The following is a 26,573-nucleotide window of genomic DNA, read 5'->3' as shown; positions in this document are numbered from 1 at the left end:
CATATTTTTATGCAAATGATATGTTAGGAGGAAAAAGAAATGAGCTTAAAGCTAAAGGATGTAATTATTGTCAGCTTACTTGGAGTAGTGGCTTTTGTTATCAGTATGGTATCTGGAATGGCCACGCAGCTGTTCGGCACGTATGGAGTCTTTGTTCATGTTTCGATCGGCAGCTTATTATGCGCGCCGGTCTATTTTGTGATGTGCCATAAAATACCGAAAAGAGGGGCAATTTTTATTTACTACCTATTGTCGGGAATCATTTACTCTGTTATGGGATTTATTCCGATGCTTGCGGTTATGGCGGCGGCAGGTCTTGCCGGCGAGTTGTGCGTGGGGAAAGCGGAAAATTATGGCAATTCCATGAAAATAAGTATAGCGTATGTCGTATCGCAGGTAATTTACTCGCTGCATGGATTTTTCTTTATTTTGTTCCTGGGCGTAGACGGTCTGGTAAAAACTTTTCCTAATTTATTCACCAAAGAAGCCGCGCAGATGGTAGAAAATACCTTCTTTAACGGGAGAAATATGGTGATTATACTGGCGATAGAAATTGCGGCGGCTGTTCTCGGAACCCTGTTCGGGAAATATGTTTATAAAAAATTTTTTGATAAAACCGATAAAAAAAGGAGCGTTTTATCCTAATGAGCGCCGCCGACCGGCTCATATTGAAGCCGATTACAATTGGAATACTGATGATAATTTATACAAGCATTTTACTTTTTAGTGAAATGCTTGTATATTGGTGCATGATATTTTTTAGTTTTTGCCTGCTTTTTTTCAGCAACAAAAAGAAAGCGTATATCTTTGTACCGGTATATATTTTTTCTTATGCCTTTATCCAAGTTCTGTCAAGGTTTTTTGCCATAAATGGATGGGTAGGTTCCTTTTATACGATGGCGCTGATAGTAATTAAGCTGTTTCCGCTTTGGATATTGGCGGGAATAGCCATGGATTTTAATACGTCGGAAATTATTGCTTCGCTCCGAAAGCTTAAATTGCCAAATAATATTTGTGTCGGGGCTTCCATTTTCATTCGCTTCATACCGGAATACAGAAATTATTTAAAGGAAATCAAAGAAGGCTTAAAGGTCAGAAATATTTCTTTTAATATCCTCAAGCCGGTAAGCAGTTTTGAAATGTATTTAGTACCGATGATCTATAAGGCGTTTGAAACAGGCAATATTTTAAGCTGCGCCCTGATAACCAAGGGGATCGAGTTTGACTGCGAAAAGTCGTCCTATGTGGATCTGACATTAACATGGAGAGATTATGCGGCTATCGCGGCCGGCGTGGGATTTATAGGGATAACAATATGGGAAAAGCTTTGGAAATAAATATCAACCAATTTTCTTACACCGATCAGGCCATTCTTCAGGATGTTAATTTTACGGTTGATAAAGGGGAGACGATCGTTATAACCGGACTGTCCGGCTCGGGTAAGACAACCTTAATCCGGCTGATCAACGGTCTGATCCCGCAAATTTATGAAGGTACTTTGACAGGCGATATAAAAATATTGGGAAAATCAGTCAGCGACTACCAAACCGGAGAGCTGGCCAAATATGTAGGCAATGTATTTCAAAATCCGGATGACCAGTTTTTTGCCAATGAAGTGGAAAATGAAATTGCCCTAGTGGGGGAAAACACGGGGATGGAGCGATCCTGCCTGATCAAGCGGGTAGAGTATGCCATGGCTGAGCTTGGACTTTCAGCCCTTAAAGGCAGAAAGATCAGAACGCTTTCCGGCGGTCAGAAACAAAAGGTAGCCATCGCCTCCACCCTGGTTTATGACAGCGATATCATTATTTTAGATGAGCCGACCGCCAATCTGGATTTTTCCTCAATTCAAGAAATGAAAACCGCCCTGAAAAAACTGAAAGAGCAGGGAAAAACAATTGTGATCGCCGAGCACAGACTGTCTTATCTGAAGGAGATCATGGATCGCTTGCTCATTCTTAAGGCCGGGCGCCTGGAAAAAATATTGAGGCCTGACGAATTAAATGAAAAGGTCAGAACAGAAAATAAGCTCCGCTGCTTTGACTATGCGAATCTGAAAAGCGAAGCGCCGGGAATCGGCGGGGATGTGCGGATTAAGGCAGACGATGTGCTGATTAAGAATAAAGAATACCGGCTTAAAGCCGCGGTTAATTTCTCCCTGAGCCGGGGAGAATGCATGGCGGTCATCGGCGTAAACGGAATCGGAAAAACCACCATGGCCAAGGAGCTGATTGGACTTTTGCCGATAAAGTCAGGTGAAGTATCTTTTGGCAGATATCAGCGGGAACGACTGAAAAATACCGCCGCCAGTTTGCAAAACTGCAGAAGTATGTTTTTTTATGAAACGGTCGAAAGAGAACTGATTCCGCCGAAAAAGGAGTCCGATGAAGCGTATCTGGACAAGGTAAAGGAATATTTGATGAAGCTGGAATTGTGGGATAAAAGGATGAGAAATCCCCATGATCTGTCCGGGGGCGAAAAGCAAAGACTGGCGCTGATCGTTACGATTTTAAAGGACTCAAAGCTGGTTGTTCTGGACGAACCGACGGCCGGACTGGATTATAAAAGGATGGCCATGGTTTCAGCGGTGATCGAGGAAAAGACGAAAGAAGCGCCGGTTATACTGATCACTCATGATTTGGAGCTGCTGTTTAAGGTTTGCAATACAGCATATCTGATGACCGAAAGCGGTCATAGAAAAATCAGTGTCGGCGGCAATGAAGATGAAATCAGGGGATTTTTTGAGAAAAATATTATCCGCACCTGACTTAAGAGAGTTAGCGCATGTGCCGGTTAGAGCTGACAGATTGCTAAAAAGTCTGATCGGTTAAGCGCAGATGGCATTAGGCCTTATAAGGAAAAAACCTGACGGATTCGAGGAAAAAAGCCCTGCTGATCGGACGGCGGCATTATCAACAAATACAAAATAGTAACAGATAACATGATTATATGGGCGGTTTATTTATTAAACCGTCTTTTTTTCTGTCCAAAAATATGGGGAAATGCCCTGCGCCGGCCGCCGGAAGGCCGGCAGTTGGGTGCGCGGTCGGCCGGGAACTTGCAAAAAAGACGCGCCGTGGTAAAACGGGCTTATACAGAGCGGTAAAGCCGTGGGATCTAAGGGAAGATAGAATGAGAGCAGTTTAATGTTTTCTTGAGTTTCCGCAAAATGTAATTTCAAAAAGAATATACTGTTCCGAAGTGCCAATCTGCCGTTTTTTTGAGAGTTTAAGAATGGCAGTGCTGAAAATAGAGGCACTTAAATAAGCCCCGCCGGAACCGGACTTTGGGAGAAGATTCCATTATCTATTTAAGCGACCAGCGGAAGGCAGAGTTGACGGTATGCCGGACGCTTTGTCCGGAACCAGAGCCTGACGCCCTCTTTGGCATAAGAAAGTATGCCCAAGATGCCTTTTGCTAATCGGTAATAGAAGAAGATTAGTGGCAAGCATCATCGGATGTTCGGTAATGCCATAAATAAGCACTAGATAGATATCGTTTTTGGATGCCGTAATCTGTACTTTGACATGAGAAAGGTAAGCTTGTTGGTTTTTGCCTTTGTAAAACACACTTGTTTTGACTTTGCCTTTTCTGCGGTTACAAAGTTGCGTAGCGGTTGTCCATTTGCGATGGTAGAAAAGTTTGCGATTGGATTTCAAACGGATTACGTAGTGCTGGTTAAGGTCATCCAGTTTTAAAAACATCTTATTATCATCGTAGCCTCTGTCCATGGCAAAGGTTGCGTTTCCAAAGAGGGCAGCTCCCCGTTCTATGGCTTGAAAAGTAATGGTATTGGCAGATTTATAATCTTTTTCGTGAGAAGAATGTATTTGAGAAAAAAGGCTGACCGGATGATTCGAAGAAGTGAGAACGCAGGCTTCTGTAACATGATAGCCTTTTTTATACACATTTTTTGCGGAAGTGCTTTCCGAGCCATCGCGGACAATTGAGAGCCTCGAATTTGTAGCCGTCAGGCTTAACCACATCAGTGTCATCGATGGGAATGACAGGATGAGCCGGTACCCATTTTTTAATCTGCTGTAGATAGGCAGAAAGAGAAGGGATCGGAGTTCCTTTTTCCAGATGTCGGGATAAACGGTCAACCACATTTATCTTTTTAGATGGCTCATGAAGCTGGTCGCAAACGTCGGTGAGCAGACAACTTCCAGAAGCTAACATGCCATAAGTAATGTCAGCGATAAACTTTCTTTCGGGCTTAGAGAGATTTTTTGAAATTTGTTGATGAAGGAACCTTAAAAATGATGACCTGTGGATAAATCTGCGGAAACTCAAGAAAAGAAGAAAAATATTGATAATTTTCAAAAAAGAGTTATAATAAAAAGGGAAAACTGAGGACTGGGCAGGGATGATTTTCAGGACGAAGGAAGCAGACGATAAAGAAGTTCAGGCAAACAGGATTCGACGAAAGAATGGGTGATTTATGCTGGGCGATAGTTTATTTCTTTTGAGCGGCGTGGTGGAAACTTATGTCAGGCGGGAGTCGAATATTGATTTTATGTTTGGTTATGTGCTGCCGGTACTGGATATTATATTGAAGTGCGGTTTGATTTATGCCTTGGTTTTGCTGGTGATTGCGCTGAGGATTTACATCCGGAAAAATCGCGAAAATTCGTAAAAACATAATTGACAAAAAGCTCTATTCATGCTAATATAATTGAGCACGTTTTAGGGCCTTTTTTTTATGGTCAAAAACCTGACGGTTCAATAGGTGAAAATGCCGTTTGGGCGGTCAACACGGAAATTTTAACGGAGGTAAAAGTTGTGCGGACAAAGATAACATTGGAATGTACGGAATGCAAAAATCGCAATTACAACATGACCAAGGACAAAAAAGAACATCCTGAGCGGATGGAAACGAAGAAGTATTGCAGATTTTGCCGGAAGCACACCATGCACAAAGAAACAAAATAATTGGTATGGGATGGGCAGGAGGACAAGAGATGTCAGAAACACCAAAAATCGGTTTTTTCAAAGAGATGAAAGGCGAGTTCGGCAAGATAGTTTGGCCAAGCCGGCAAACCACGGTTAAAAGCGTATTGACGGTTTTGGGCGTGACGGCCATTTTGGGCGCTATTTTGGCGGGGCTGGACGCAGGATTCCAATATCTGATTTTAAATTTACTTTTAGGAAAATAGGTGGTATCAATGGTTGAAGAGGCAAAGTGGTATGTTATTCATACGTATTCGGGATATGAAAACAAGGTCAAGGCCAATATTGAAAAGATGATCGAAAATCGTAAGCTGAATGATCAAATTCAGGAAGTAATCGTGCCGATGCATCATGTTTTGGAGTCAAAGAACGGAATTAAGAAAGATGTTGAAAAAAAACTTTTTCCGGGATATGTCCTTGTTAAAATGTTCATGAACGATGAAACCTGGTATATTATCCGCAATACCCGTGGAGTAACGGGCTTTGTCGGGCCGGGCAGCAAGCCGGTTCCGCTGACGGAAAAAGAAATTCACGCGATGGGCATTGATTTGACCGTGGTGGAATGGAATGTCAAAGCCGGTGACACGATTTCCGTGGCAGCCGGGCCGTTTGAGGGTTATGTCGGCGTAGTTAGCGAGATTAACGAGCATAAGCATACGGTTATTGTCAATTTATCCATTTTTGGTAGAGAAACACCGGTTGAATTGGAATACGAAAAAATCAATATTATCTAACAATCCTTTTTCTGCGCAGAATTAATTCGGGAAGAAAAACTGAGAAACAGCGGGAGCTGTTACGCAGAAACAGGAAGAGTGCAGAGATTTAAATGGAGGAAACAGAAAATGGCAAAAAAAGTTACGGGTATGATTAAATTGCAGATCCCAGCCGGTAAAGCAACCCCGGCACCGCCAGTTGGCCCGGCACTTGGTCAACATGGTGTAAACATTATGCAATTCACAAAAGAATTTAATGCGAAAACGGCAGACCAGGCCGGAATGATTATTCCGGTTGTCATCACGGTCTATGGCGACAGAAGCTTCAGCTTTATCACCAAAACCCCGCCGGCTGCAGTATTATTGAAGAAAGCATGTAAGATCGAATCCGGTTCGGCAGTTCCGCAGAAAGACAAGGTCGCTAAGATCAAGAGAGCGGAAGTGCAAAAGATTGCCGAACTCAAGATGCCTGACCTGAATGCGGCAACGGTTGAATCGGCAGCCAGCATGATTGCCGGAACCGCTCGCAGTATGGGAATTGTTGTAGAAGACTAATCGCTTACACATGTGGGAGGAGCTTGCTCCGACCGGGAGAAATCCCATTGACCACAAGGAGGAATTAAATGAAACAAGGAAAAAGATATGCAGAGGCGTTGAAAAAAGTTGATAGAGCCAATCTGTATGATCCATTTGAAGCTGTAAAGTTAGTAACCGAAACAGCCAGCGCAAAGTTCGATGAAACAGTCGAAGCCCATATTAAACTGGGTGTTGACGGTCGTCACGCCGATCAGCAGGTGCGCGGTGCGGTTGTTCTGCCGCACGGAACCGGTAAAACGGTTCGTGTTCTGGTCTTTGCCAAGGGCGATAATGCCAAAAAGGCAGAGGAGGCCGGAGCCGATCATGTCGGCGCAGAGGAATTAGTGCCGAAGATTGAAAAAGAGGGCTGGTTGGATTTTGATATCGTCGTGGCTACTCCCGATATGATGGCGGTAGTTGGCCGTCTTGGCCGGGTGCTTGGCCCGAAGGGTCTCATGCCGAATCCGAAGGCCGGTACGGTTACCAATGATGTTGTTAGAGCAATTGAAGAAATCAAAGCTGGTAAGATTGAATATCGCTTGGATAAAACCAATATTATTCATGTTCCGATGGGCAAAGCTTCGTTTGGCCCGGAAAAACTGGAAGACAACTTCCGCGCTTTAGTGCAGGCCATTATTAAGGCAAAACCGGCGGCAGCCAAAGGAAAATACCTGCGGTCCGTCACCGTCGCTTCGACGATGGGCCCCGGCGTCAGGGTAAACCCGGACAAGTTTGATGCGCAAAGCAAGAAATGATTGTATTAAATAGGAAATAAAACGTGCGCAAAAGCGCCGCCGGAGACCGGGAATCGGTTTTCGGCGGCGCTTTTTGATTGTCAAATTTCCTTGTGCAAATCCCAATTGCCCTCACTGCTCAAAGATGTTATACTCTTTCTATCAGAGTAGGAGTTTTTTATGAAAAAAGAAATCTTAAAAAAAATATATGCTCACACCGAAGAAGAAACCGAAATCCTGCAGGGGCGGACAGTCATTGACCGGCGGCTTTATACCGATGATGCGGCTTTTGTGATTGACCTGGATAAGTTTTTGCTGCCCGGGCAGCTGATCAGTGTCCGCAAGCACACCCGCTTTATTGATTTTCCGCTGCATACTCATAATTATGTTGAGCTCCTTTATGTTTACCACGGCAGCATGACACAGGTGATTGCCGGCCGGGAAATTACCATGAAGGAAGGCGAACTGATGGTACTGGATCAGGCCATTTCCCATGAAATCAAGGCGGCGGGTGAAGAGGATATCGTTATCAATTTTATTATCCGGCCGGAGTTTTTCCGCTATCTTTTCTCTTTGGCGGAAATGGAAGACAACGCCATCTTTCGCTTTATCATGAATGCCATGTATACCGGCGGAGCCAGGGGAGAATATCTGTACTACAAAGTTTCCGGTCAGGGCGCGGTGAAAACGGATATGGATAAAATCATTACCGAGCTTTATCAACCGGATATCGCCAGTGGCATATCCCTTCAGTTTTTGGTCGGACTCCTGCTGATTAAGCTGATTCGGCATTCCGAGAACATTGAGGTTTATTCGGCTGATAATTATGAAAAAAAATTAAGCGTCGAAGTGCTCAAATACATTGCTGCCCATTATAAGGACGGAAGTTTGGCGGCGGTCAGCCGACAGTTGAACCAGCCGGATTACCGGATCAGCCGAATTGTTAAAAAATATACGGGGCATACCTTTTTGCAGTTAGTGCAGCAAAGCCGGCTGAATCAGGCGGCGGAGCTTTTGCGCCATACCGATTTAACAATCGCCGAAATTATGCAGCAGGTCGGCTATGAAAATATCACTTTTTTTTACAAGCTGTTTAAGGAAAAATATCAGCAAACGCCAAGAGCCTATCGCCAGAATCGGATAAAGTAGGCAGGTCTGCTTGGCTAAGTTGGGAAATGCGAAGGATACGCAATATTTCTGCAATACATAGATGCTTGCGATTGATTAAATAAAGGATGAATGCCGGATACGCCTTGGGAGAGACACTTCTCCGATGGAGTATCCGGCATATTTTGGGCCGAAATATGCAAAAAAGGATAAAAAATAAATTGAAATCTGTTATTTAAAGCCCCCCAAAAGTTTGTTATAATGAAATTGGGGAAAAATATAATCTGAATTATTAAACAGAGCTGCTAGGTGGAGCAGCTGGCGGAGAAACGGCAGAACCGGAGAAAGAGTCAGAACTTGCAAAAACGGATAAAAAGGAGGAAGGGATGGCGGTTAAATATTATTTGGGGATTGATATCGGGGCCAGCAGCGGCCGGCATGTTTTGGGGTATAAGGAAAATGGAGAACTGGTCATGGAGGAAGTTTACCGTTTTCCCAATCAAATCCAAAACCGTGGCGGCCGGGACTGCTGGGATATAGAAGCACTGTTTGCGCATGTGGTTGAGGGTATCAGGCGCTGCGCCGGGCAGCAAAAGCTGCCGTGTTCCCTGTCGATTGATACCTGGGGCTGTGACTTTGTGCTGTTGGATGAACAGGAGAGGCGCGTGGGCGACTGTGTCAGTTACCGGGACAGCCGGGTGGACGGGATGCCGGAAAAAGCATTTCAAATTTTAGCCAAAGAAAAAGTTTATCAAAAAACCGGCATTCAATTTCAAAAGTTTAATACCCTGTACCAGCTGCTGGCCTTGCAGGCTATGCAGCCGGAGGAGTTGGCAGCGGCCGCGCATTTTTTGATGATTCCGGATTATCTGCATTATCGCTTGACCGGACGGATTACCAATGAATATACCAATGCGTCCACAACGCAAATGGTCAATGCCGCCGGGCAGGTCTGGGACGAGGATATTCTGGCTGCCTTTGGTCTGCCGCGCCGGATTTTTAAAGGCTTTACGCCGGTGGGCGAAGTCATTGGCGGTTTGACCGAAGAAGTGAAAAAAGCAGCCGGACTGGAGCCGGGGCAGGATATTTTGGTGCTTGAGGGAGCAACGCATGACACGGCCAGTGCTTTTGCCGGGGCGAGGAAGAAAGAGGGTTTAATCTTATCAAGCGGTACCTGGAGCCTTTTGGGAAAAATTGTCAACACGCCGGTCGTGACCGAGATGGCGCAAAAATACAACTTTACCAACGAAGGTTATCCCGGCGGCCGCTATCGCCTTTTGAAAAATATTATGGGCTTATGGATGATTCAGGAGGTGCGGCGCGGCTATGAAAACCGGTACAGCTTTGCACAGCTGGCAGAAATGGCCGGTCAATGCAAACAAAAGCCGCCGCTGGTGGATGTCAATGATGACCGTTTTCTGCATCCGGACAGTATGATTGAAGCAATCCGTCAGTATTGCCGGGAAAGCGGGCAGACAGTACCGGAGACGGCAGCCGAGATAGCGAACACGGTTTATCACTCGCTCGCTTTTTCCTATAAAAAAGCAGTCGGGGAGTTAGAGAGCATTACCGGCGAAACATATGCGGCGATCAATATCGTCGGCGGCGGCTGCCGCAACGAATATCTGAACCGGCTGACGGCACAGTGTACCGGTAAGGAGATTGTTACCGGGCCGGACGAAGCGACCGTGGCCGGGAATATCCTTTTGCAGATCAAAGCGCAGGAGGAGAACTGAGAACGAGTTTGGCGGCGGCAGGCGGGCGGAAAAGCGGAACCGGTCTGATGCCGGTAGAAGTTTTATTGGCAGACAAAAAGAGGCGGTTATTTCGTAGAGTTTTTGTTAGTGTGGTATGAAAAACGGCGGTCAGGAATGAAACAAATGAAACTATCAAAACCGGAAAGGAGCAAACATGGACAGAATAAAGGAATTTTATCAAGGAGCCAAAGAAGAATACGCGAAGATAGGAGTAGATACCGACGAGGCATTGCGCCGGCTGGCGGAAGTTAAGATCAGTATGCACTGCTGGCAGGGAGATGATGTCGCCGGCTTTGATCGGAAGGGAGCGCTCAGCGGCGGTATTCAAACAACCGGCAATTATCCCGGCAAACCCCGGACGCCGGAAGAACTGATGCAGGATATGGATCAGGCTCTGTCATTGATTCCGGGTAAGCATAAGCTTAATCTGCATGCCAATTATGCGATTTTTAACGAGGGCGAATGGGTTGACCGGGATCGGCTGGAACCGAAGCATTTTGCCAAATGGGTTGAGTTTGCCAAAGCCAGAGGGCTGGGGCTGGATTTTAACCCGACTTTGTTTTCACACCCCAAAGCACAGGCCAACGGCACTTTAACCTCGGTCGATGAGGAGATCCGTCAGTTCTGGATTCGGCATTGTCAGGCCTGTATCCGGATTTCGGAATATTTTGCCAATGAGATCGGCCAGCCCTGTGTTATGAATATTTGGATTCCGGACGGCTTAAAGGATGTTCCGGCTGACCGGCTGGGGCCGCGCCGGCGCTATAAAGAATCGCTGGATCAGATTTTGGCGATTCCCTATGATAAGTCCAAGGTTTTTGTCACGCTGGAGTCCAAGGTCTTTGGGATCGGGCTGGAGTCTTATACTGCCGGTTCGGCTGAGTTTTGCCTGAATTATGTCAATGCCGCGGGGATTACGCCGCTGATGGATAACGGTCATTATCATCCGACCGAATGGGTATCGGATAAGGTCAGCAGCATGCTGCTGTTTCATCAGAATCTGGCACTGCATATTACCCGGCCGGTTCGCTGGGACAGCGATCATGTGGTGCTGTTTGATGATGAAACCAGAGAGATTTTGAAGGAAATCGTGGCCAATGACGCGCTGGGCAGAGTGTTTCTGGCCACCGATTTCTTTGATGCCAGCATTAACCGGGTCGGCGCTTGGGTAACGGGTCTGCGCAATGTCCAAAAGGCGCTGCTTTATGCGCTGCTGGTTCCGCACAGCCGCTTAAAAGCCCTTCAGGACGAAGGACGGATGGGTGAATTAATGGCTTGTCAGGAAGAGCAAAAGACCATGCCGTTTGGTTTGGTTTGGAATTATTTCCTCCAGACGCACGGTGTTGCGCAGGCTGATTGGTATGAGCAAATTAAGCAATATGAAGCAGAAGTGCTGCAAAAGCGGCAATAGCTGAATTTTCTAAAAAGGAGAAGCCATGAAAGTAGTAGATGCTCAATTTTTTCAGGAATATATTGCCATGGGGCTGCATGGCGATGCCATGGGCTGGCATGAACGGAACGGCGGCAATATGACATATTGGCTGACGGCCGCCGAGGCTGCCGAGGTCAGCGCAGAACGGAACGAAGCTGGCGAGTGGCGGCCTGTTGGCACAGCCGTGCCGGATCTGGCGGGTGAATATTTCTTAGTGACCGGAACCGGTAAATATCTGCATAATCTAGCCAAGGATCCCGAGGGCTGCACCGGTATTATCCGGCTGGATGATAAGGGTGAAAATTATCGGATTGTGTGGGGCTTTGCCGGCGGCGGCCGGCCGACCAGCGAGCTGCCGACCCATTTGATGAATATGGAAGTCAGAAGCCGCCGGACCGGCGGTCAGAACCGAGTGATTTATCACGCTCACTGCACCAATTTGATTGCGCTGACTTTTCTGCTGCCCTTAGAAGATGAGATTTTCAGCCGGGAGTTGTGGGAGATGATGACGGAATGTCCGGTTATTTTCCCGGAGGGCTTAGGGGTAGTTGAGTGGATGGTGCCGGGTGGACGTGAGATTGCGGTTGCGACCAGCCGGAAAATGGAAACCTACAACGCGGTTATCTGGGCGCATCACGGATTGTTTGTCAGCGGTCAGGACTTTGATTCGACCTTTGGCCTGATGCATACGATTGAAAAGAGCGCCGAAATATGGATTAAAGTACACAGCGGTTTTCCCGGCAAAAGGCAAACCATTCCGGTAGAAGGTTTCCGCGCACTGGCCAGGGATTTTCAGATTGTGCTGAACGAAAAGGTTTTGTATGACAAGACGGGAACGGCGGTTAATTTTGACCAGAGAATTTAAGACCGGCAGACCCGCTTAAAATCCGAGTTTGACGAAAAACCGACTTTAATTTTGTTTGACAAAAAGACTTTCTCTGATATAATGAAGATATTGAGGCGGACCGGTGACGATCCGCCATATTAACAAGTACGGTTCAGGCAGGCTATTCGCCGGCATGAGTTTTGATGAGTTGCTTATGCGGACGTTAAGCGGATATCAGCCTGATACTTCCCGTGAGAGCAAGCTTTCCGGCGGTATCAGGGATGCCGGAACAGTAACACCAATAAAGACGCGGCAAAAGGAGGTCGTTATGAAAATTGCATTAATTAATGAAAACTCGCAGGCGGCAAAAAATGAGCTGATTGAGAAGGAATTAAAAGCGGTGGCTTTGCCCCTTGGGCATGAAGTCATTAACATCGGTATGTTCAATGCCGAGGATGCTCAGCTTACCTATGTCCAGAACGGAATCTTAGCCAGCCTGCTTTTAGATACTAAAACGGTTGACTTTGTAGTGACCGGATGCGGCACCGGCGAAGGTGCGATGCTGGCCTGTAATGCCATGCCCGGCGTAGTCTGCGGTCATGTGACCGATGCGCTGGATGCTTACTTATTTGGTCAGGTCAACGGCGGCAATGCCATTGCTATGCCGTTTGCTCAGAACTTTGGCTGGGGAGCGGAGCTGAACTTGCGCTATACCTTTGAAAAGTTGTTTGCCGAAGAGTTTGGCGGCGGTTATCCGAAGGAGCGGGCGATTCCGGAACAGCGTAATGCTCGGATTTTAAATGAAGTTAAAAAAGTCAGCCACCGGCCGTTGATTGAAGTGCTGAAGGGAATTGACCGGGAATTGCTGACAGGAGCAGTTAATCGTCCGTCCTTTACCGAATTTTTCTTTGCCAATTGCCCTGATGCGGAGATTGTCGCTTTCTTAAAATCGGTGCTGGCTTAAAAAAACAGACGACGATGGTTTTGATGAATATAGAAAAGTTGAGTTACTGATTAGGAGGAAAAAATGGATATTTTAAAGAGTTTTTCATTGGAAGGAAAAATTGCGCTGATTACCGGCGCATCCTACGGCATTGGTTTTTCGATTGCCACTGCTTATGCCGAAGCGGGGGCGACTATTGTTTTTAATGATATCAATCAGGAATTGGTTGATAAAGGTTTGAAGGCTTATCAGGAGCTGGGCATCAAAGCGCATGGCTATGTCTGCAACGTTACTGACGAAGAAGCGGTTGGCCGTTTCATCCAAACCGTGGAGCAGGAAGTTGGCGTCATTGATATTTTGGTGAATAATGCCGGTATCATTAAGCGGATTCCGATGACTGAAATGAGTGCGGCTGATTGGCGGCAGGTGATTGACATTGATTTGACCGGGCCGTTCATTATGGCCAAGGCGGTTTTGCCGGCCATGATTAAAAAAGGCAGCGGCAAAATCATTAATATTTGTTCGATGATGAGCGAACTTGGCCGGGAAACGGTGTCGGCTTATGCGGCGGCTAAGGGCGGCTTGAAGATGCTGACCCGCAACATCTGCTCGGAATACGGTGCATACAACATTCAGTGCAACGGCATTGGACCCGGCTATATTGCTACACCGCAGACTGCGCCGCTCAGAGAAGTGCAGCCGGATGGTTCCCGGCATCCGTTTGACAATTTCATTTTGTCCAAGACACCGGCTGGACGCTGGGGTAATCCGGAAGATTTGATGGGACCGGCAGTCTTTTTGGCATCGAATGCCTCGGATTTTGTCAACGGTCATATTTTATATGTTGACGGCGGTATCTTGGCTTATATCGGCAAGCAGCCGCAATAAATGAAAGAAAAAGAGTTTGGTGTTTATGTTCATATTCCGTTTTGCGCGCGAAAGTGCAATTACTGCGACTTCCTGTCCGGTCCGGCTCCGGCCGCGGTGCGGGAGCGCTATGTGCAGGCGCTGACCAAAGAGATTTGTTTGACCGAGGAAAGAACGAAAGGAACGGTGAAAACCATTTTTTTCGGCGGCGGAACACCGTCCGTGCTTACAGCGGAGCAAATGCGGACGCTGCTGGAAGCGCTGCGGACGAACTTTACTGTTCAGCCGCAAGCCGAGATTTCGATGGAGGTCAATCCCGGGGTTTTGCGCCCGGAAACGCTGACCGCTTACCGCCAGGCTGGCATCAACCGGCTCAGTATCGGCTTACAGTCAGCGGATAACGTGGAGCTTCGCGCTTTGGGGCGGATTCACAGCTATGAGCAGTTTGCGGAAAATTACCGCTTAGCCAGACAGGCCGGATTTGCCAACATCAATGTGGATTTGATGTTGGCGATTCCCGGTCAGACCAAGGCGAGCCTGTGCCGGAGCTTGGAGCGGGTTACTGCGCTGCGGCCGGAACATCTTTCGGTTTACAGTTTAATCCTGGAAGAAGGCACGCCTTTTTATGAGCGACAGGACACGCTAAATTTGCCGGATGAAGAAACCGAGCGGGAAATGTATTGGCTGGCGGACAGGTATTTGGCCGCAAATGGTTATCGGGCTTATGAGATTTCCAATTACGCTGTGCCGGGCAGAGAATGCCGCCATAATCTGATTTACTGGTCAGATGAGGATTATATCGGCTTAGGGATAGGCGCGGCCTCGTATTGGGAGGGCGTGCGCTACCAAAATACCGAAGATATCGGGGCATATCTAAAGGACAGCTGTCCGCAGCAGATTCGGCAGATTACCGAAGAACGAAATGAGCAGAGGCATTTGGAAGAGTATTTATTTTTAGGTCTGCGCAAGCGGGCGGGGATTGAACTGGCTGAATTAAACCGGCGCTTTGACCGGCCGCTGGAGAGGCTTTATGCCCAGGAAATGAAAAGCTGGACGGAGCAAGGCTTGCTCTGCATTGAAAATGGCTTCCTGCGGCTGACAAAGCGGGGAATCGATGTCAGTAACCGGGTATTTGCCGAATTGATCCGGACGGAGTGAAAAGCCGAAATGGCGGCAAACCGAAACCGGCGGCTGCCGGGTTTAAGCATGGCGCGGGATAAGAAGAGCTGACGGTAAGAAAAACTTTTGGAAGATAATAAGGAAGGACATCATGAGACGGACATTTATTTTTTGTTTGCTTGTATTTATTATTTTGGGTGCGGTCAGCAGCAATGCGGCAGTACCTCTGTTTATTGATGTGCCGGCAAACCACTGGGCGTACCGCTCCATTGACCGGGCATATCGGGATGGTGTGATCAGCGGTTCGTTCGCCGATCCGGTATCCGGTGCCAGATATTTTTCGCCGGATTTGGTGCTGACACAGGAGCAGTTTGTAACGATTTTGGGGCGGGCTTTTTTTAAGGATGAAATGGATGCCTGGACAAAAACAGCCGTCCGTTGGCAGGAGCCGGCGGAACGCCTGACCGCGAAGTATCAGTTACTGTCCGGGCTTGGAACGGGACAGGCGGCAGATCAAGTTCTCAACCGGTACGAGATGGCGATGATTCTCGGCAATTTGCTGAAGCGTCTGCCGGTTGAATGGCCGGCGGCGGCAACACTGGCCGGGCAGCGGTCAAAAATTGCCGACTATGAGCAGATACCGGCCGAATTCAGAAAGAACGTGGAAGTATTGTTTGGCTTAAAAGTTTTGAGCGGAATAGATAGCCGCGGTACCTTTGCCGGTAAAAAGCACGCAACCCGAGCAGAAGCGACGATTATTTATCATAAGCTGAAAAAGCTGCTGCAGCTGCAAGCCGGGGAAGAAATGCCGGAGATATGGGATGACCTGATCCCGCAGGGTGCTTTTGCCGACCCGAATGAGGCGGCTTTTAAAGAGGAAATGCTGCGTTTGGTTAATGCCGAGCGGGCCAAATATGGATTGGCGCCGGTTGCCCTTCACAGTGGACTGACAGGGGCGGCCCAACTGAGGAGTCAGGAACTGGTCCAGCAATTTTCGCATACCCGGCCTAACGGTCAGAAATCATTCAGTGCAGTCAAAGAAGCCGGTATCAGCTATTTTTGGGTTGGTGAGAATATTGCCTCCGGCTATGCTACACCGCAGGCAGTGCTTGAAGCCTGGCTCAATTCAGACGGGCACCGGAAAAATATTTTAGCGCCGGAGGCAAACAGTCTCGGCATCGGTTATACGAAAGCGGAAGACGGAAGCGGTTATTATTGGGCGCAGTTTTTAGCCGGTATTCGGTAAGTTTAATGGCTTGTCGGAGTAGTTCGGGCAAGCCGCTGATAATTCGCAGTAAGCAAATTATCAGCATGTTCCGCAAATAGAAAGTTACACTTGATATACCTCTGGAGAGTGAGCTCTCCTCGGTATATCAAGCATAACTTTCTGCTATAGGCAAAGTTTGTTCAGGCAAGCCACCGATAATTCGCTTGCAGCGAATTATCGGTGTGTGCGTTCCGCAAATGGATAGTTATATATGATACTGCTTGTGAAAGCAAGCTTTCCCCGGCAGTATCATATATAACTATCCGCTTGCCTGAACTGTTAACAAAGTATAAAATCTTGGAAAAGGGCTTGACAAAGCTCTTTTTTTTATATATTATATGACTATGTTAGCACTCTGGTTAATCGAGTGCTAACAAAACCGGAAAGGGGGAATCGAAAATGAAGCTGGATGAGCGTAAGCAGGAAATACTGAAAGCCATTATTAATAATTACTTTGAAACTGCTTTGCCGGTCGGCTCGAGGACGATTTCAAAACAGTATAATTTAGGTGTTTCGCCGGCGACGATTCGCAATGAAATGAGCGATTTGGAAGAGCTTGGTTTTATTATTCAGCCGCATGCTTCGGCCGGGCGGATTCCCTCGGATAAGGGCTACCGGTTGTATGTTGACATGGTGATGCAGCTGCAAAAATCCGAGTATCGGAAATTGGTGTATCTGGAAGAATTAAAGGCCAGTGCCGGTCGGATTGAAGATTTGCTCAAATCCATTGCCAAAAGGCTGGCTGAGGAAACCAATTACGCTACTCTGGTCAGTACACCGCAATATAAGAAAACCCGAATCCGCAACATTCAGCTGGTCGAGGTCAGCAGTCAGGATTTGCTGGTCATTGTGGTGGCGGAAAGAAATCAGGTCAAGGATCACTTGATTCATTTGGAGCAGCCGGTTAACCAAGAACTTTTGACCCGGTTGTCAGTTTGCATTAATCAGGAACTGCGAGGCATGAGTCTGGAGGATATTGATTTAAACTGTATCCATCGGATTAAAGGCAATGACAGTCAGGAGCAAAGAATTATGTCGGAAGTACTTGATGTTATCTTCCGGGCTATTCAGCAGATGGACGAAGCGGATATTTTTACCTACGGGGCATCGAATATGATGAAGCTGCCGGAGTTTCAGGATGTCAGTAAGGCATCATCGATCATGCGGGCGCTGGAACAGGAGGAAATTTTAGAGGATATCATCAATACGACCTTTGAAAGCGACGACGGCAATGTTAAGATTGTCATCGGCGAAGAAAATAATATTCAGGACTTAAAAGACCTGAGTTTGATCACTACCAGCTACCATATCAACGGGGAAAAAGCGGGAGCAATAGCGATTATCGGGCCGAAGCGGATGGATTATGAAAACACGATTTCCAATCTGCGGGTGCTGATTAAAGACATTGACGAGTTGCTGACGCATCTTTCCCGGCGGTAGCAGTGGAGGATGGTTTGGCGGCAGGGTTTTGACCGGGGAAAAGGTCGTGCCTTGAAGGAAAACGAGGCGGGGCGAACTCAAAAATCCGGGTGTGAGAAAGCGGCAAGAAAGGAAAGCGAGAGCGGGTAAGAATGGAAAAGCAGGAATTTCAGGAACTTAACGAAGAAATAAAAGCGGCGGAAACAGAGGAAAAAACAGCGGCGGAAGCGACAGAAGCGGAAGCCGCAGAAAGCACGGCGGCGGCAGAGCAGTCAGAACCGACAGCCGAAGAACTGGCCAAGGCTGAAATTGCCAGACTGATGCAGGAGAACAGCGAAAAGGAAGACGCCTATCGCCGAATGCTGGCGGAGTTTGATAATTACCGCAAACGTTCGCTGAAAGAAAAAGCGATGATGCAGGAAAAGGGCGAAGCAGCGGTTATTGAAGCGCTTTTGCCGATTCTGGATGACTTTGACCGGGCGTTTGCTCATTTACCGGAGCAAAAGGACGGTGTTATCACCGGCATGGAAATGGTGTATAAAAAATTGCTGGATGTGCTGGCAAATCTTGGGGTTAAAGAAATTGAAGCCCTGGGTCAGGAGTTTAACCACGACCTGCACAGTGCCATCAGTCATGAGGAAAACCCGGAGTTCGGAGAAAATATTATTTCCGAGGTTTATCAAAAGGGTTATTTGTATAAGGACAAGGTAGTCCGTCACAGTGTGGTCAAAGTAGCCAATTAGACCGCTGAACGATTTTTTTCGGCGGCGGTATGGGTAAGGATTATCTTTGAAAAATCTGATATATTTGCAGTCAGACTCTCCGACTCCCAAAAGGGCCGGACGGATCCGATAGATTGCTCCGCAGGAGCAGAATGAAAATGATTTTAAAACTTAGGAGGAAATAAAAATGGGAAAAATTATTGGAATTGACTTGGGAACGACAAATTCGTGCGTAGCAGTGATGGAAGGCGGAAAACCGGTGGTTATCGCCAATTCCGAGGGAGCCAGAACCACTCCGTCGGTGGTTGCTTTTAAAAAGGACGGCGAGCGGATCGTCGGCGAACCGGCCAAAAGACAGGCCGTGACCAATCCGGATAAAACGATTGCATCGATTAAAAGAGATATGGGTACGGACAGAAAAGTAAATATCGACGGCAAAAATTACTCGCCGCAGGAAATTTCGGCGATGATTCTGCAAAAGATGAAGGCGGACGCCGAAAGCTATTTGGGCGAGAGTGTAACCGAAGCGGTTATCACGGTACCGGCTTACTTCTCTGACAGCCAAAGGCAGGCAACCAAGGACGCCGGCAAGATTGCCGGTCTGGAAGTGAAACGGATCATCAACGAACCGACGGCGGCAGCGTTGGCCTATGGCTTGGATAACGAAAAAGAGCAGACCATTATGGTCTATGACTTAGGCGGCGGTACCTTTGACGTTTCGCTGATCGAGATCGGCGACGGCGTGCTGGAAGTATTGGCCACCAACGGCAACAACCATCTGGGCGGCGATGACTTTGACCAGAGAATCATTGATCATTTGGTTCAGGACTTTAAGGGCAAGGAAGGGATTGACCTGTCAAGCGATAAGATGGCTATGCAGAGATTAAAGGAAGCGGCCGAGAAAGCCAAGAAGGAGCTGTCCTCCTCGACTACGACCAATATCAATCTGCCGTTTATCACCGCTACTCAGGAAGGCCCGAAGCATTTGGACGTGACCCTGACCCGGGCGGAGTTTGATAAATTAACCAGCGATTTGGTCGAAAAGACGATGGGCCCGGTTAATCAGGCCTTAAAGGACGCTGATTTAAAGGCCGGTGACATTGATAAGGTGCTTTTAGTCGGCGGTTCGACCCGGATCCCGGCCGTGCAGGACGCGGTTTATAAGCTGATCGGCAAGGAACCGTTTAAGGGCATCAATCCGGATGAATGTGTGGCGATCGGCGCGGCTATTCAGGGCGGTAAGCTGGCAGGCGACGCCGGTGCGGGCGATATCCTGCTGTTAGATGTTACGCCGTTGTCTCTGGGACTGGAAACTTTGGGCGGCGTAGCCACCAAGCTGATTGAGAGAAATACAACGATTCCGACCAAGAAGAGTCAGGTTTTCTCCACCGCGGAAAATAACCAGTCGGCTGTTGATATTCATATTGTTCAGGGCGAAAGAGAGTTTGCCGCGGATAACAAGACGCTCGGCCGGTTCCGTTTAGATGGAATTCCGGCGGCACCGAGAGGCATCCCGCAAATCGAAGTCACCTTTGATATTGATGCTAACGGTATTGTTAAAGTCAGTGCCAAGGATTTAGGCACCGGCAAGGAACAGAATATCACTATTACGGCCAGCAGTAATTTATCCGACGCCGAGATTGAAAAGGCAGTAGAAGAAGCCAAGGCTTTTGAAGCGCAGGATAAGAAGCGGAAGGAAAATATTGATGCCCGCAATGAGGCGGACTCGATTGCCTTCCAGATCGAAAAGCAGCTCGGCGAGCTGGGCGATAAGCTGGAAGCTTCGGATAAAGCACAGCTGGAGGCGGAATTGAAGGAGCTGAAGGAAATTCTGGATAAGACCAAAGCAGAAAGCATGACGGAAGAAGAAGTATCGCGCATGAAAGCGGCTAAGGATAAGCTGGCGGCTACCATGCAGCAGGCGGCGACCAAGCTTTATTCGCAGGCACAGGCAGCCGGAGCAGCGCCGGAGGGAAATGACGCCGGTCAGCAGGCAGGCGGTTCCGATGACGATAATGTGGTTGACGTAGATTTTAAAGAAAAATAAAGAATAAGACTTATCGTATGAATGTGCGTCCGCAGGTGAAAGCCAGGCGGACGCACAAGGCAAAACAGGGATTAAAAACCGTGTGGCGCGGCAGGAAAAAGGCTTCGGCAGCAGAAAGGCAGACGCCGGAGGAAGAAGTACAGATAAGCGAAAAACACAAAAGGACTGTTGGGTTAAACGGGCTTGGCATAACAGGCGGAGCAGAAACAGGAAAGTAAACCGGCAGCCCTCTTCGTGTTCGTAGAAATAGAGGATATCATGGCAGATAAAAGAGATTATTATGAAGTGCTGGGTGTAAGTAAAACAGCAGATGAAAAAGAATTAAAAAAGGCATACCGGAAACTGGCTAAGCAATATCATCCCGATACCAATCAAAATGATAAGGTGGCGGAAGAAAAGTTCCGGGAAGCGACCGAAGCATACGAAGTGCTGAATGACCCGGAAAAGCGCAAGCAATACGATCAATTCGGTCACGCTGCATTTTCGCAGACAGGCGGAGCCGGAGGATACGGCGGCTTTGGCGGTATGGATATGGGTGATATTTTCGGTGATATCTTCGGCGATTTTTTTGGCGGCGGCCGGCGTTCCAATCCCAATGCCCCCCGGCAGGGAGCTTCTTTACGGGCCAGCTTGGAGTTGGAGTTTAAAGAAGCTGTTTTTGGCGTGGAAAAAGATTTGAATGTGACCGTATCGGAAGAATGTACGCATTGCGGCGGATCGGGCGCCAAACCCGGCACCAAGCCGGAAACCTGTTCGACCTGCGGCGGTTCGGGTCAGGTTCGCTATAATCAGCAAACGATGTTCGGAGCGGTATCCAGCGTCCGGCCATGTTCAGCCTGCAGCGGCAGCGGCAAGATTATCAAAGAAAAGTGTCCTACCTGCGGCGGCGGTGGTTATGTCAAGACCAAAAAACGGATCAGCGTTACCATTCCGGCCGGAATTGAAGACGGACAGACCATCCGCCTGCGGGGCAAGGGCGAGCCGGGGCTGAACGGCGGGCCGCGCGGCGATATTCTGCTGACTCTTTATGTCAAGCCGTCACCCCAGTTTGAGCGGGTTGGCAATGATATTTATTACACCATGCCGATCAGCTTTACCCAGGCGGCGCTGGGCGACGAACTGGTTGTGCCGACGCTGGAGGGTGAAGTATCCTATCCGATGAGCGCCGGAACGCAAACCGGTACCCGTTTCCGGCTGCGGGGCAAGGGTGTGCCGTATTTGAACAATTCCCGGCTGCGGGGTGACCAGTATATTACGGTAGTAGTTCAAACGCCGAAGGGTTTAAACGCCGAGCAAAAAGATTTGCTGCGCAGGTTAGAAGAAAGCTTAGGCGGCAAAAAAGAAGCTTCCAAAGCGGAAAGCCAAAAAGCGGATACAAAAAAGCCGGAAGCTAAGAAAAAAGGTTTTTTTGATAAAATGAAAGACGGACTGGACAATATGTTTTCCGAGGATGATGCTTGATTTACAGCTCAGGCAAGGATATAATCAGACTTGATATGATTGGGGAGTATGTTCTTCAAGGGCATATCAAGTTTGATTATTTGTTTGTTTCATTTGCCTGCGCATTAGCTGAGAATTGACAGAAAGAGAATAAATATGAACTGGATTAAGTATACGGTAGCTGTTCCGGCGGAAAAACTGGATATTGTAACGGCGGTACTGACGGATATTCCTTATTTGCAGGGAATAGAGGTCGGCGAATATTCCCTGACCGAGGCGGACTGCCAGGCGATGTTTGTTGATATTTTGCCGGAAGAATGGAATCAAAAGCAGGAGGAGATTCCGGTTGATTTTTATCTGCCGGAGGACAGTGCAGCCAAAGCGGAGGAAATCAAAGCATTTCTCCATGCTTTTTTGGGTGAAAAAATAGTGTTTGCGCAGGAGACGGTTCGGGACGAGGATTGGGCCAATAACTGGAAGCAGTATTATCATGGCTTTGCGGCCGGCGAGCGTATTTATATTTATCCGATTTGGGAGCAGCCGGATGAAGGCTATGCCATTAATATCGGGCTGGATCCGGGCATGGCTTTCGGCTCCGGTACGCATGAAACGACGGAGCTTTGCCTGCAGGCGCTGGAAAAATACGGCAAAACCGGCAATCATGTGCTGGATGTCGGTACGGGTTCGGGGATTTTGGCGATTGCTGCGGCCAAATTAGGCGCGGCTGAAGTGTTAGCGATAGATTTAGATGAAAATGCCGTTAAGGTCGCTAGGGAAAATGTAGATTATAACGATGTCAGCCGCCGGGTCCAGGTCAGAGCCGGTAATCTGACAGATGGCGTGAGCGGAACATACGATATTGTTGTTGCCAATATTTTAGCGGATGTGATTTGTCTTTTGGCCAAAGATGTAAAAAAATTTTTAAATCCGCAGGGAATCTTCATTACTTCCGGGATTATTGCCGATAAAACAGATATGGTTCAGCGTGCTTTGACGGAGGCGGGGCTGACGGTCATAGAAACAACCGAAAAGGGCGAGTGGCGGATGGTGGCGGCGCATGCATAAGTTTTTTGCGGAGCCGGAACAAATCGGCGAGGAAACCATTTGCCTGACAGGTGAAAACTGCCATCATGTGCGGCATGTGCTGCGCTTAAAAAACGGGCAGGAAATTTTGATAAAAGATGGACAAGGGACGGACTATTATTGTATAATAGAAGAAAGCAGTGACGCTGAAATTATTTGCCGGATTAAGGATATTCAGCGGAGCTTTGTGGAATTGCCGGTTTCGGTCAGCTTGTTTCAAGGTTTGCCCAAGCAGGAAAAAATGGAATGGATTATTCAGAAATGCGTCGAGTTAGGCGTTTCCGATATTTATCCGGTTGCCATGAAACGCAGTGTTTCGAAGCTGGATGCGAAAACGGCCGCCAAAAAAACAGAACGCTGGAATAAGATTGCCGAAAGCGCGGCGAAGCAGTCCGGTCGGGATATCGTACCGGTGGTACATCAGCCGATTTCTTTTCGGCAGGCGCTGACGGCAGCGGCGCAATATCAGGATTTTTTTGTGCCGCATGAAGCGGCTGAGGGAATCGCCGCGACCAGAAAGGCACTCGGAGCGGTGAAAAGGGCGACGCGGGTGGGCTGTATGATTGGCCCGGAGGGCGGCTTTTCACCGGAAGAAACACAAAGCCTGACGCAGTTAACAAATCATCGGATGGTTACTCTGGGCAAAAGGATACTGAGAACGGAAACTGCCGGCATGGTATTTTTGGCCATGCTTTCAATTATGATTGAGGAGGATACGTAATGGCAACAAAGGTAGTGATTGTAGATGACGCCGTTTTTATGAGAACGGTATTAAGAAAAATGCTGGAAGAAGAAGGAATGGAAGTAGTCGGTGAAGCCGGCAACGGAGAAGAAGCAATTCAAAAGGCTAAGGAACTGCAGCCGGATGTGATTACGCTGGATATTACCATGCCGGTTATGGACGGCGTGGAAGCGCTGCCAAAAATTATGGAGGTTTGCCCACAGGTGAAGGTAATTATGTGCTCAGCCATGGGGCAGCAGGCGATGGTCGTTGACGCCATCAAAGCCGGAGCCAAGGATTTTGTGGTTAAGCCGTTCCAAAAACCGAGAGTTATTGAAGCGATTGAAAACGCTCTCGGCAAATAAGGCGCAGCCATGAGAGAGGTTTATTTAGACAATGCCGCGACCATGCCGGTTTTGGCTGAGGCGCTGGCGGAAGCGGATCAGGCATACCGGCAGGATTATGCCAATCCGTCCTCGCTCCATAACAAAGGTTATGCGGTCGAGAAAAAAATCACCGGCAGCCGGGAACGCCTGGCGGCAATCTTGGGAGTATCTGCTTCCGAGATTTTTTTTACCTCTGGTGGAACCGAATCCAATAATTTAGCGGTGTTAGGTGCGGCCAGAGCAAACCGCCGCAGCGGCGGGCATATTTTGACGACGGCGATTGAGCATCCTTCGGTTTTGGAAGCGGTGCGGCAGTTAGAAAAAGAAGGCTTTGCCGTCGAATTTCTGCCGGTTAGCCGCGAGGGAAGGATTGATTTGGCGGAGCTGGCTGCTAAGGTCAGGCCGGAAACAATTTTAGTCAGCGTGATGGCGGTCAATAATGAAACCGGTGTCTGTCAGGATATAGCGGCTGCGGCCGCGGCTGTTAAAGATAGGAATCCCAAAACGCTGTTTCATTCCGATTGGGTGCAGGCATTCGGCAAGATTAAGCTGCCGCAGCCGGAGCAAATGGATTTGATTTCCCTAGGCGGGCATAAAATCGGCGCTCCCAAGGGGATTGGCGTTTTATATGTTAAAAAGGGAACAAAGTTAGAGCCACTCTTTTTCGGCGGCAGGCATCAAGCCGGTTTGCGGCCGGGTACGGAAAATTATCCGGCAGTGCGGGCGTTTGAGGTAGCGGCGACACTGGCAGCCGAGCGGCTGGACGAAAATTATCGGCGGACGGCGGCGCTGCGGCAGAGCTTTTTGCAGGCGCTCACCGCGGCGGAAACGGATTTTGTGCTGAATACGCCGCTGGCGCAGTCCAGTCCGTATATCTTTAACCTGGGTTTTCCTGATATCCGGGCGGAAGTGCTGCTGCATGCGCTGGAGGAAGAGGGCGTTTATGTCAGTACCGGTTCGGCCTGTCAGTCCCGCAAAAATCGGGTATCCCATGTGATTGCCGCGCTTGGTGCGCCTTATCCGGAAGGCAGTATTCGTATCAGTTTAGGCTACCAGACGGAGGAAGCGGATGTTTTGCAGGCAGCCGGGCTAATCAGCCAAAAAGTTCGGCAGCTGCGGCGTTTTGTTCGCAAGTAAGAGGATATAAAGGAGAAACTATGCGCACGGCATTTTTAGTGAAATATGGCGAGATTGCCATTAAAGGGAAAAACCGGTATTTATTTATCAATCAGCTGCGCGACCGGATTCAGTGGAAGCTGGATAAGTTGGGCGAGTTTACGGTGTCAAAGGATCAGGGGCGGCTGTTTGTCGAAAGTCAGTCGCAGGACGTTCCGGCTGACCGGATTATTGCAGCGATCCAAAAGGTATTTGGTATTTTGCAGGTCGGTGAGGTTAAGGTTTATGACCGGGGCGATTATGCGGCCTTGGCGGAAAATATCAAGGAATATGTGCGGACAACTTTTCCGCAGAAAAACTTTACGTTTAAAGTGGAAGCCAAGAGAGCAGATAAGTCCTTTCCTTATAATTCCATGGAAGTGGCCGCTAAATTAGGGTCGGAGCTTTTAGCGGAGTTCCCGGATTTGAAAGTGGACGTTCACCGGCCCCAGGAACGGATTTATGTTGAGCTGCGGGGGCATACCTATATTTATTCCAAAATGGCGGAGGGCTTGGGCGGACTGCCGATTGGATGTAGCGGTAAAGCGACTTTGATGCTGTCCGGCGGGATTGACAGTCCGGTAGCGGCCTATATGATTGCCAAGCGCGGCGTTGAGCTGAACGCCGTTTATTTTCACTCGCCGCCGTATACCAGTGAAAGGGCGAAGGATAAGGTGGTGGAGCTGGCCCGGATTTTTTCGGAGTATACCGGGAGGCTCAAGCTTTATGTGGTGCCGTTTACCGATATTCAGCTGGATATTTATGAAAAATGTCCGCATGAGGAACTGACCATTATTATGCGCCGGATTATGATGGTGATTACTGAAAAAATTGCCGAACAAACCGGCAGCATTGCCATTGTCACCGGTGAAAGCGTCGGTCAGGTGGCGAGCCAAACCATTCAAAGTTTGAGTGTGACCAACGCTGCTACGAAGCTTCCGGTTTTTCGGCCTTTGATTGCCTTTGATAAAACCGATATCATTAAGATTGCCGAGCAAATCGGTACATTTGAAACCTCGATTCTGCCGTATGAGGACTGCTGCACCATTTTTGTGGCCAAGCATCCGGTGACCAAGCCCGTGCTGGAGCGGATTGAACGATCGGAGAAAAACTTGGACGGCATGGCCGAAAAGATTGACAAGGCGATTGCCGAAGCAGAGGTTATTGCGATTTACCCGAAAGGGGAGAAGTAGAGTTTTTTCTGATACAAAGGCGAAACGATACAGTAGAAAAAGGATACCTGTTCCGTTATTTTGCGTTAAAGCGCAAAGCCGGAAGGTATCCTTTTTTATTACGGTTCAGGTGAACC

At 48.2% G+C, this 26,573-nt stretch carries 27 protein-coding genes and 2 pseudogenes; 27 read left to right on the top strand and 2 right to left on the bottom strand.

Going from position 1 to position 26,573, the window contains the following annotated elements; all coding sequences use genetic code 11:
• Positions 1-39: 39 nt before the first annotated feature.
• The 3 genes from C3V36_14180 to C3V36_14170 are packed head-to-tail and all read left to right on the top strand — an operon-like array spanning position 40 to position 2,767.
• Positions 40-645, top strand: a complete 606-nt coding sequence (locus C3V36_14180) for a hypothetical protein (protein ID AVM70294.1) — start codon at positions 40-42, stop codon at positions 643-645.
• On the top strand, positions 645-1,337 hold the full coding sequence (locus tag C3V36_14175; GenBank protein ID AVM70293.1) for an ABC transporter permease: 693 nt from the start codon (positions 645-647) through the stop codon (positions 1,335-1,337). Before C3V36_14180 ends, C3V36_14175 begins: the two co-directional genes overlap by 1 nt.
• Positions 1,316-2,767: an ABC transporter gene (locus C3V36_14170; GenBank protein ID AVM70292.1), complete on the top strand. Its 1,452-nt coding sequence runs from the start codon at positions 1,316-1,318 to the stop codon at positions 2,765-2,767. The genes C3V36_14175 and C3V36_14170 overlap by 22 nt, the downstream gene beginning before the upstream one ends.
• A 543-nt stretch (positions 2,768-3,310) precedes the next feature.
• Here C3V36_14170 and C3V36_14165 read toward each other — a convergent pair.
• Positions 3,311-3,442 (bottom strand): annotated as a pseudogene (locus tag C3V36_14165) (transposase).
• A gap of 475 nt (positions 3,443-3,917) precedes the next feature.
• Positions 3,918-4,293 (bottom strand): annotated as a pseudogene (locus C3V36_14160) (hypothetical protein).
• Positions 4,294-4,441: 148 nt separating this feature from the next.
• Here C3V36_14160 and C3V36_14155 point away from each other — a divergent pair.
• The 24 genes from C3V36_14155 (at position 4,442) to C3V36_14040 (ending at position 26,457) form a co-directional block, all read left to right on the top strand.
• On the top strand, positions 4,442-4,636 hold the full coding sequence (locus C3V36_14155) for a hypothetical protein (GenBank protein ID AVM70291.1): 195 nt from the start codon (positions 4,442-4,444) through the stop codon (positions 4,634-4,636).
• Between the two features lie 146 nt (positions 4,637-4,782).
• The gene (gene rpmG, locus C3V36_14150; GenBank protein AVM70574.1) at positions 4,783-4,932 is read left to right on the top strand and encodes a 50S ribosomal protein L33; all 150 of its coding nucleotides are present in this window, start codon (positions 4,783-4,785) and stop codon (positions 4,930-4,932) included.
• Between the two features lie 5 nt (positions 4,933-4,937).
• A complete protein-coding gene (gene secE, locus C3V36_14145) occupies positions 4,938-5,156 on the top strand; it encodes a preprotein translocase subunit SecE (GenBank protein AVM70290.1) in 219 nt (72 codons plus the stop codon).
• A 9-nt stretch (positions 5,157-5,165) separates the two neighbouring features.
• Complete coding sequence (gene nusG, locus C3V36_14140) at positions 5,166-5,684, top strand: transcription termination/antitermination factor NusG (GenBank protein AVM70289.1); 519 nt, start codon at positions 5,166-5,168, stop codon at positions 5,682-5,684.
• Positions 5,685-5,792: 108 nt separating this feature from the next.
• Positions 5,793-6,218 (top strand): 50S ribosomal protein L11, encoded by a 426-nt coding sequence (rplK, locus tag C3V36_14135; protein ID AVM70288.1) that lies wholly within the window; start codon positions 5,793-5,795, stop codon positions 6,216-6,218.
• 68 nt (positions 6,219-6,286) lie between these two features.
• The gene (locus tag C3V36_14130; protein ID AVM70287.1) at positions 6,287-6,994 is read left to right on the top strand and encodes a 50S ribosomal protein L1; all 708 of its coding nucleotides are present in this window, start codon (positions 6,287-6,289) and stop codon (positions 6,992-6,994) included.
• Positions 6,995-7,153: 159 nt separating this feature from the next.
• Positions 7,154-8,122, top strand: coding sequence for an AraC family transcriptional regulator (locus tag C3V36_14125; protein AVM70286.1), 969 nt, complete (start codon positions 7,154-7,156; stop codon positions 8,120-8,122).
• 344 nt (positions 8,123-8,466) lie between these two features.
• Complete coding sequence (locus tag C3V36_14120; protein AVM70285.1) at positions 8,467-9,816, top strand: rhamnulokinase; 1,350 nt, start codon at positions 8,467-8,469, stop codon at positions 9,814-9,816.
• 175 nt (positions 9,817-9,991) lie between these two features.
• Positions 9,992-11,248 carry an L-rhamnose isomerase gene (locus C3V36_14115; GenBank protein AVM70284.1) on the top strand — a complete coding sequence of 419 codons (1,257 nt, stop codon included), beginning with the start codon at positions 9,992-9,994 and terminating at the stop codon, positions 11,246-11,248.
• A 25-nt stretch (positions 11,249-11,273) separates the two neighbouring features.
• A complete protein-coding gene (locus C3V36_14110) occupies positions 11,274-12,134 on the top strand; it encodes a rhamnulose-1-phosphate aldolase (protein AVM70283.1) in 861 nt (286 codons plus the stop codon).
• A 289-nt stretch (positions 12,135-12,423) separates the two neighbouring features.
• On the top strand, positions 12,424-13,059 hold the full coding sequence (locus tag C3V36_14105; protein AVM70573.1) for a hypothetical protein: 636 nt from the start codon (positions 12,424-12,426) through the stop codon (positions 13,057-13,059).
• A 63-nt stretch (positions 13,060-13,122) separates the two neighbouring features.
• Positions 13,123-13,926 (top strand): gluconate 5-dehydrogenase, encoded by an 804-nt coding sequence (locus C3V36_14100; protein ID AVM70282.1) that lies wholly within the window; start codon positions 13,123-13,125, stop codon positions 13,924-13,926.
• Positions 13,927-15,063 (top strand): coproporphyrinogen III oxidase, encoded by a 1,137-nt coding sequence (locus C3V36_14095; GenBank protein AVM70281.1) that lies wholly within the window; start codon positions 13,927-13,929, stop codon positions 15,061-15,063.
• Between the two features lie 112 nt (positions 15,064-15,175).
• Positions 15,176-16,270: a hypothetical protein gene (locus C3V36_14090; protein AVM70280.1), complete on the top strand. Its 1,095-nt coding sequence runs from the start codon at positions 15,176-15,178 to the stop codon at positions 16,268-16,270.
• Positions 16,271-16,690: 420 nt separating this feature from the next.
• Positions 16,691-17,731 (top strand): heat-inducible transcription repressor HrcA, encoded by a 1,041-nt coding sequence (gene hrcA, locus C3V36_14085; GenBank protein ID AVM70279.1) that lies wholly within the window; start codon positions 16,691-16,693, stop codon positions 17,729-17,731.
• 131 nt (positions 17,732-17,862) lie between these two features.
• Positions 17,863-18,453, top strand: a complete 591-nt coding sequence (grpE, locus tag C3V36_14080) for a nucleotide exchange factor GrpE (GenBank protein AVM70278.1) — start codon at positions 17,863-17,865, stop codon at positions 18,451-18,453.
• Positions 18,454-18,619: 166 nt separating this feature from the next.
• Positions 18,620-20,479 (top strand): molecular chaperone DnaK, encoded by a 1,860-nt coding sequence (locus C3V36_14075; GenBank protein ID AVM70277.1) that lies wholly within the window; start codon positions 18,620-18,622, stop codon positions 20,477-20,479.
• A 17-nt stretch (positions 20,480-20,496) separates the two neighbouring features.
• Positions 20,497-20,697 (top strand): hypothetical protein, encoded by a 201-nt coding sequence (locus C3V36_14070; protein ID AVM70276.1) that lies wholly within the window; start codon positions 20,497-20,499, stop codon positions 20,695-20,697.
• A 40-nt stretch (positions 20,698-20,737) separates the two neighbouring features.
• Positions 20,738-21,940, top strand: a complete 1,203-nt coding sequence (gene dnaJ / locus C3V36_14065) for a molecular chaperone DnaJ (protein ID AVM70275.1) — start codon at positions 20,738-20,740, stop codon at positions 21,938-21,940.
• Positions 21,941-22,075: 135 nt separating this feature from the next.
• On the top strand, positions 22,076-22,984 hold the full coding sequence (locus C3V36_14060) for a 50S ribosomal protein L11 methyltransferase (protein AVM70274.1): 909 nt from the start codon (positions 22,076-22,078) through the stop codon (positions 22,982-22,984).
• Positions 22,977-23,723 (top strand): 16S rRNA (uracil(1498)-N(3))-methyltransferase, encoded by a 747-nt coding sequence (locus C3V36_14055; GenBank protein AVM70273.1) that lies wholly within the window; start codon positions 22,977-22,979, stop codon positions 23,721-23,723. Before C3V36_14060 ends, C3V36_14055 begins: the two co-directional genes overlap by 8 nt.
• Positions 23,723-24,088 (top strand): two-component system response regulator, encoded by a 366-nt coding sequence (locus tag C3V36_14050; GenBank protein ID AVM70272.1) that lies wholly within the window; start codon positions 23,723-23,725, stop codon positions 24,086-24,088. The genes C3V36_14055 and C3V36_14050 overlap by 1 nt, the downstream gene beginning before the upstream one ends.
• 9 nt (positions 24,089-24,097) lie before the next feature.
• Entirely contained in the window at positions 24,098-25,246 is a 1,149-nt protein-coding gene (locus C3V36_14045; protein AVM70271.1) for a cysteine desulfurase NifS, read from the top strand.
• Between the two features lie 20 nt (positions 25,247-25,266).
• Positions 25,267-26,457: a tRNA 4-thiouridine(8) synthase ThiI gene (locus C3V36_14040; GenBank protein AVM70270.1), complete on the top strand. Its 1,191-nt coding sequence runs from the start codon at positions 25,267-25,269 to the stop codon at positions 26,455-26,457.
• The last annotated feature ends 116 nt before the right edge of the window (positions 26,458-26,573 follow it).

The sequence above is a fragment of the Lachnospiraceae bacterium oral taxon 500 genome (genome assembly GCA_002999035.1).
Classification (GTDB): Bacteria; Bacillota; Clostridia; order Lachnospirales; family Vallitaleaceae; genus W11650.
Note: the sequence above shows the minus strand (reverse complement) of the source record. Positions and strands in the feature narration are given on the sequence as shown.

What these genes read in the sequence shown, in the direction of transcription:
- C3V36_14180 (AVM70294.1), top strand. Translation starts at nt 40, where the DNA reads ATGAGCTTAAAGCTAAAGGATGTAATTATTGTCAGCTTACTTGGAGTA.
- C3V36_14175 (AVM70293.1), top strand. Translation starts at nt 645, where the DNA reads ATGAGCGCCGCCGACCGGCTCATATTGAAGCCGATTACAATTGGAATA.
- C3V36_14170 (AVM70292.1), top strand. Translation starts at nt 1,316, where the DNA reads ATGGGAAAAGCTTTGGAAATAAATATCAACCAATTTTCTTACACCGAT.
- C3V36_14155 (AVM70291.1), top strand. Translation starts at nt 4,442, where the DNA reads ATGCTGGGCGATAGTTTATTTCTTTTGAGCGGCGTGGTGGAAACTTAT.
- secE (AVM70290.1), top strand. Translation starts at nt 4,938, where the DNA reads ATGGGATGGGCAGGAGGACAAGAGATGTCAGAAACACCAAAAATCGGT.
- nusG (AVM70289.1), top strand. Translation starts at nt 5,166, where the DNA reads ATGGTTGAAGAGGCAAAGTGGTATGTTATTCATACGTATTCGGGATAT.
- rplK (AVM70288.1), top strand. Translation starts at nt 5,793, where the DNA reads ATGGCAAAAAAAGTTACGGGTATGATTAAATTGCAGATCCCAGCCGGT.
- C3V36_14130 (AVM70287.1), top strand. Translation starts at nt 6,287, where the DNA reads ATGAAACAAGGAAAAAGATATGCAGAGGCGTTGAAAAAAGTTGATAGA.
- C3V36_14125 (AVM70286.1), top strand. Translation starts at nt 7,154, where the DNA reads ATGAAAAAAGAAATCTTAAAAAAAATATATGCTCACACCGAAGAAGAA.
- C3V36_14120 (AVM70285.1), top strand. Translation starts at nt 8,467, where the DNA reads ATGGCGGTTAAATATTATTTGGGGATTGATATCGGGGCCAGCAGCGGC.
- C3V36_14115 (AVM70284.1), top strand. Translation starts at nt 9,992, where the DNA reads ATGGACAGAATAAAGGAATTTTATCAAGGAGCCAAAGAAGAATACGCG.
- C3V36_14110 (AVM70283.1), top strand. Translation starts at nt 11,274, where the DNA reads ATGAAAGTAGTAGATGCTCAATTTTTTCAGGAATATATTGCCATGGGG.
- C3V36_14105 (AVM70573.1), top strand. Translation starts at nt 12,424, where the DNA reads ATGAAAATTGCATTAATTAATGAAAACTCGCAGGCGGCAAAAAATGAG.
- C3V36_14100 (AVM70282.1), top strand. Translation starts at nt 13,123, where the DNA reads ATGGATATTTTAAAGAGTTTTTCATTGGAAGGAAAAATTGCGCTGATT.
- C3V36_14095 (AVM70281.1), top strand. Translation starts at nt 13,927, where the DNA reads ATGAAAGAAAAAGAGTTTGGTGTTTATGTTCATATTCCGTTTTGCGCG.
- C3V36_14090 (AVM70280.1), top strand. Translation starts at nt 15,176, where the DNA reads ATGAGACGGACATTTATTTTTTGTTTGCTTGTATTTATTATTTTGGGT.
- hrcA (AVM70279.1), top strand. Translation starts at nt 16,691, where the DNA reads ATGAAGCTGGATGAGCGTAAGCAGGAAATACTGAAAGCCATTATTAAT.
- grpE (AVM70278.1), top strand. Translation starts at nt 17,863, where the DNA reads ATGGAAAAGCAGGAATTTCAGGAACTTAACGAAGAAATAAAAGCGGCG.
- C3V36_14075 (AVM70277.1), top strand. Translation starts at nt 18,620, where the DNA reads ATGGGAAAAATTATTGGAATTGACTTGGGAACGACAAATTCGTGCGTA.
- C3V36_14070 (AVM70276.1), top strand. Translation starts at nt 20,497, where the DNA reads ATGAATGTGCGTCCGCAGGTGAAAGCCAGGCGGACGCACAAGGCAAAA.
- dnaJ (AVM70275.1), top strand. Translation starts at nt 20,738, where the DNA reads ATGGCAGATAAAAGAGATTATTATGAAGTGCTGGGTGTAAGTAAAACA.
- C3V36_14060 (AVM70274.1), top strand. Translation starts at nt 22,076, where the DNA reads ATGAACTGGATTAAGTATACGGTAGCTGTTCCGGCGGAAAAACTGGAT.
- C3V36_14055 (AVM70273.1), top strand. Translation starts at nt 22,977, where the DNA reads ATGCATAAGTTTTTTGCGGAGCCGGAACAAATCGGCGAGGAAACCATT.
- C3V36_14050 (AVM70272.1), top strand. Translation starts at nt 23,723, where the DNA reads ATGGCAACAAAGGTAGTGATTGTAGATGACGCCGTTTTTATGAGAACG.
- C3V36_14045 (AVM70271.1), top strand. Translation starts at nt 24,098, where the DNA reads ATGAGAGAGGTTTATTTAGACAATGCCGCGACCATGCCGGTTTTGGCT.
- C3V36_14040 (AVM70270.1), top strand. Translation starts at nt 25,267, where the DNA reads ATGCGCACGGCATTTTTAGTGAAATATGGCGAGATTGCCATTAAAGGG.